The organism is Actinosynnema sp. (assembly GCF_052038725.1).
Window position 1 is genome coordinate 1 of the sequence record NZ_JBQGCX010000630.1, and the last position, 5,228, is coordinate 5,228.

At 75.4% G+C, this 5,228-nt stretch carries 4 protein-coding genes; all 4 read right to left on the reverse strand.

The window, feature by feature from the left end; all coding sequences use genetic code 11:
• A partial coding sequence (locus ACTUAL_RS13330) for a UvrD-helicase domain-containing protein (protein WP_440900457.1) occupies positions 1 to 1,027 on the reverse strand: 1,027 nt, incomplete at its 3' end.
• A gap of 366 nt (positions 1,028 to 1,393) precedes the next feature.
• A complete protein-coding gene (locus tag ACTUAL_RS13335; protein ID WP_440900458.1) occupies positions 1,394 to 3,202 on the reverse strand; it encodes a non-ribosomal peptide synthetase in 1,809 nt (602 codons plus the stop codon).
• Entirely contained in the window at positions 3,199 to 4,482 is a 1,284-nt protein-coding gene (locus ACTUAL_RS13340) for a condensation domain-containing protein (protein WP_440900459.1), read from the reverse strand. The genes ACTUAL_RS13335 and ACTUAL_RS13340 overlap by 4 nt, the downstream gene beginning before the upstream one ends.
• A 42-nt stretch (positions 4,483 to 4,524) precedes the next feature.
• Positions 4,525 to 5,019, reverse strand: coding sequence for an FBP domain-containing protein (locus ACTUAL_RS13345; protein ID WP_096495533.1), 495 nt, complete (start codon positions 5,017 to 5,019; stop codon positions 4,525 to 4,527).
• Positions 5,020 to 5,228: the final 209 nt, after the last annotated feature.

The window sequence follows — 5,228 nt, forward strand, 5'->3', positions numbered from 1 at the left end:
CCTGCTCGGCCAGCACCTGGTGCAGCTGCTCGGCGAACGCGCTCCTGGCCGGGTGGTGCGGCCGGGCCCGCACCGAGGCGAGCAGCTGCGCGACCACCGCCCGGCCCACCACGTGCCGCTCGCCCTCCCAGCGCAGCTCCAGGTCGCGCGGCCGGGGCCGCAGCGCCGCCACGTGCTCCTCCAGGGCCGGCTGCCACGCCGCGCGCCCCTTGATCTCGGACACCACCCGGTCCTCGGCGCGGGTCACCTCGGCGCCGGGCACCAGGGTGTCGCAGGTCGCCGACACCACGGCGGTCTCGCCGAGCGCGGGCAGCACCTGCGCGATGTAGTCCAGGAAGCGCGGCGACGGGCCGAGCACCAGCACCGCCCGGTCGGCCACCCGCTGGTGCGTGAACAGCAGGTACGCCACCCGGTGCAGGGCCACCACGGTCTTGCCGGTGCCGGGGCCGCCCTGCACGATCAGCGGCCCGGACGCCTCGGCGCGCACCACCTCGTCCTGCTCGCGCTGCAACGTCGACACCGCCGTCGACATCCGCCCGGTGCGCCGCTCGCCCAGCGCCGCGAGCAGCGCGCCCTCGCCGACCAGGTCGGAGGCGGAGGACCCGTCGAGCGGCTCGTCCTCCACGCCGACCACCACCGCGCCGTCGGTGCGGATGTGGCGGCGCCGCGCCTGGCCCTGCGGGTCCACCGGCGTCGCGGTGTAGAACGGCCGGGCGGCGGGGGCGCGCCAGTCCAGCACCAGCGGTTCGGCGCGCACGTCCTCCTCCCGCACCCCGACCCGCCCCACGCGCCACACCGAGCCGTCGAGCCCGTCGAGCCTGCCGAAGACGAGCCGGTCGGACGCGAGCAGCAGCTCGTCGTGCTGCCTGCGCAGCACCCGGTGCAGCGCCCGGTCCCCGTCCAGCTCGGCGTCCGCCATCCCGTCCGCCAGCCGCGCGAGCACCCGGTCGCGCAGCGCGGTGGCGGTGTCCAGGAACGCCTGCTCCTCGGCGATCGCGGAGCGGCGGCTGTCGGGGGTCCGGCTCATGCTGGTGACCTCGCATCGCTGTGCCTCCCGGACCGGGCCGTCCGGTTCTCGGCGAAGCGGAATGCTAGGGGGTCACGGGCGGGAGAACGGGCATCGATCCGCAGGAGGGAGAGGGTTGTCTCACCGGCTTGAAAACGCCGGGAAACCCTGTTCTCCCAGGGGTTTTGCCGTTGTCGAGAACAGATCCCCGGCGAATTGGCAAACGCGACGCGCGCGGGACCGGAGATCTCGAACGGACGACCGGGGATCGGCGATCTCGGCCGGGGAGCGGTGACCGCGACCGGTCGGCCGGGGAGCGGGGACGACGCCGGGTTCCGCCCTGGTGCGGGCAGGACCCGGAGCGGGACGAACCCGCCACGGCGGCGATCACACCGCGCGCCCCAGGTGCGCGGCCAGCGCGCGGGGGGTGGGGTGCTCGAAGACCTCCCGCACCGTCAGGCGGGTGGTGGTCCTGGCCGTCAGGCGGGAGATCAGGCGGATCGCCAGCAGGCTGTCGCCGCCCAGGTCGAAGTAGGACGAGTCCCCGGTGGCGTCCGCGGCCAGCACCTCGCGGTACACCGACGTCACCACCTCCAGCAGCGACGCGCCCCCCGGCTCCGGCTCCGCGCCCGGTCCCGCGCCCGACCCCGAGCCCGCGCCCGACCCCGACCCCGCGCCCGCCTCCGCGACCAACTCCGATCCCGGCCCCGCTCCCGCCTCCGGCCCGCTGTACAGCTCCCGCAGCGCCCCGACGTCCACCTTGCCCGTCGCGGTCAGCGGCAGTTCGGCGCGGGCGTGGACGTGGTGCGGGCGCAGGCTCTCCGGGAGCTTGGCCCGCAGCGCCTCGCGCAGCCCCTCCGGGGTCGCCGCGTCCCGCGCCGACGGGACGTACACGGCCACCAGCGACCGGTGCTCCCCGCCCACCGCGAACACCGCCGCCGCCGCCACGCCCGCGCACGACACCACCGCCCGCTCGACCTCCGCGGGCTCCACGCGCACCCCGCGCACCTTCACCTGCCGGTCCGCCCTGCCCACGAACTCCAGGCCCGCCGCGCCCACCCGCACCAGGTCGCCGGTCCGGTAGAGGCGGTCCCCGTCGCACGGGGGGAAGCGGTCCGCCGTCAGCGCCGGGGCGCCCCGGTAGCCCCACGCCACCGACGGCCCGCCCACCCGGAGCTCGAAGACGCCCTCGCCCGCCGGGACCAGGACCTCCCTGATGTGCGGCAGGGCCCGGCCGATCGGCACCACGTCGTCGTCCGCCAGCGCCCGCCCGACGGCGCCGCCCAGGTCCGCCGCGTGCGTGACCATCACCGTCTCGGTCTGGCCGTAGGCGTTGACCAGCTCCGCGTCCACGTGCTCGCACCACCGGCGCACCGTGCGCGCCCGCGCCTCCTCGCCGCCGATCACCACCAGCCGCAGCGACGCGGGCAGCCGCTCGCCCGTCGTCAGCACGTGGTCGGCCAGCTCCGCCCACAGCGCCGTGGCCAGGTTGACCACCGTCACCCCGCGCTCGGCCACCACGTCCAGCAGGGTCCGCGCCGAGGCCCGCTCGGTCCTGGAGTCGGTCACCACCGCGGCGCCGCCGAACAGCGTCGCGTAGATCTCCTCGCCCGCGGTGTCCCAGATCAGCGGGGTCAGGTTCAGCACCCGGTCCGCGGGGGTGATCCCGTACCGGGCGCTCAGCGCCGTGCCCGCCGCCAGCACCGCGCGGTGCGGCACCAGCACGCCCTTCGGCCTGCCGGTGGAGCCGGACGTGCGCAGCAGGTACGCCAGGTCCTCCGGGCCGGTGGTGGCGCGCGCCGTCCCGCGCAGCTCCTCGTACGCCAGGAACGGCGCGCCCAGGTCCACCCGCGCCGCGCCGCGCCCCAGCACGGCGACCGCCCCGGCCTCCGCCACGGCCTCGCGCAGCCGCTCCGGCGGGTCCCCCGGCGACAGCGGCAGGTACGCGCCGCCCGCGCGCAGCACGCCCAGCGCGCCCGCCACGGTCGTCCAGTGCCGCTCGGCGAGCACCGCCACCAGCGCGCCCCTGCCGACCGCCAGCCCGCCCGCCACCCGGTCCAGCTCGGACAGCAGCTCGCGGAAGCTCAGCGCGCGGTCCCGGTCGAGCAGGGCGGGCGCGTCGGGGGTGGCCTCGGCGATCCGCGCCAGCGCGGCCGGGACGCCCCCCGGAACTCCGCTCACCGGGCCCGCGCTCACCGGGACTCCTCCACGGCGCGGCGCAGCGACCCCAGGTAGTCGGCGGCGAAGGCGGCGGCGGTGGCCGGGTCGAACAGGTCCGCGGCGTACTGGACGAAACCGACCAGCCCCGCCCCGTCCAGCGCCAGCTCCAGCTCCACGTCGAACTCGCTCGTGCCGCCGGGGGAGGGCAGCGGCTCGGCCGTCACACCGGGCAGCCGCAGCTCGTCCTCCGCGAAGTCCTGCACGGTGAACACCGCCTGGAACAGCGGGGTCCGCGACGGGTCGCGGGGCGGGGACACCGCCTCCACCACGTGCGAGAACGGCACGTCGCCGTCGTCGTAGGCGTCGAACGCCACCGACCGCACCCTGCGCAGCAGCTCCGGGAACGACGGCGCGCCGGACAGGTCCACCCGCATCACCACCGTGTTGGTGAACAGCCCCACCATGGCCTCCTCCTCGGGGCCCTCCCGCCCGGACAGCGGCACCCCCACCGACAGGTCCTCCTGCCCGCCCCACCCGCGCAGGGCGGTGAGGAACACCGCCAGCAGCACCATGAACAGGCTCGCCCCGTGCCGCCGCGCGCACTCCCGCGCCAGCTCCACCAGCCCCGGCTCCACCCGCAGCGGCACGTGCCCGCCCGCGGTCCCCCGCACGCGCGGGCGCGGCCGGTCGGTCGGCAGCTCCAGCGGCGGCGCGCCCGCCAGCCTCCGCCGCCACCGCAGCAGGGCCTCGGCGTCCGGCGGCCGGGTCAGCCTGCGCTCCACGACGTCGCTGTACCCCGCGCGCAGCGGCGGCGGTTCCTGCCCGCCGTAGAACGCCGCGAGGTCGGCGCACAGCACCGGCAGCGACAACCCGTCCGCGCAGATGTGGTGGAGCACGGCGGACAGGACGTGGTCCTCCGGGCCCAAGCGGACCAGCAGCACCCGGAACGGATCGCCCTCGGCCAACCTGAATGGTCGTGACCGGTGTTCCGCGATGTGCCGCTCCACCTCGGCGGGTAGTTCGCCCGTGCTTTTTGCCTCGACCCGTTCGGCGTAGAAAGGCGCGGGGGTCAGCACGCGCTGTCGCGGTTCCTCGTCAATCAGGTCGATCCGCGAGCGCAAAGGTTCATGCCGGTGGACCAGTGCGGTGAGCGCGCGGTCCAGGAGATCGGGGTCGAGCGGTCCGCGCAGGCGGTGCGTGAACGAGATGTGATAAACGGCGGACGGCCCGTTGAATTGCTCGGTGAACCAGATGCCCAGTGCGGCCGGGGGCAGCGGCGCGATTCGCTCGGTGGTCCGGACAGCCTCGTGCGCCACACGCCCTCCAGCGGGGGTCCCGGTGGTGCCCTGCGGGGCGGTCTACGCCTCCAGCACCCTGTCGACGAACAGGCCGATGTTGCCGAGCATCCGCGCGAGCCGCTCCTCCAGCGTCGCGCTCTCGCCCGGTTGCGGCACCGCGGGGCGGGCCTTGCCCCGCACGTAGGACGAGCAGCCCAGCTCGGCGCACGCGTAGGTGCCGACGGTGTTGCCGTTGCGCCCGCTGGCGCCCGCCTTCGGGGCCGCGAAGAGCACCACGTCCGACATGGCGTGCGTGGTCACGCAGAACGCGCACACCGACCTGCGCAGCGCGCCCGCGCGCGCCTGGTTGGCCCGCAGCGCGATCCCCACCAGGTCGTCGCCGCGCGGCAGCACGAGGTAGGCGTTGTTGACCGCGCGCGGATCGGTCCACCCCAGGAAATCCGTGCTCGCCCAGTCGGTCGACTCGAACCCCGGTGGCAGGCTGAGCTTTTTGGCCTCGCCCTTCGAGCAGTTCGCGAAACACCTGCGTATTTCTTCCGCCTGGGCCGGCCGCACCCCGATACCCCCGTAATTCCGGCATGACGTCGTGGCCAGTATGCATGACTTCCGGCGCGGGTCAAACACCCGGAAGGCGGGAATCGCGGTTACCCGAACGGGTCGGGTCGCGCAAGGCTGCGCAAGGGTGGTTCGGGAGGACCCATCGGTCAGCTATGCGATGATTGCGAGCCCGTCGGGCCCTGTGCTAGGAAGTTGTGGGATCGCAG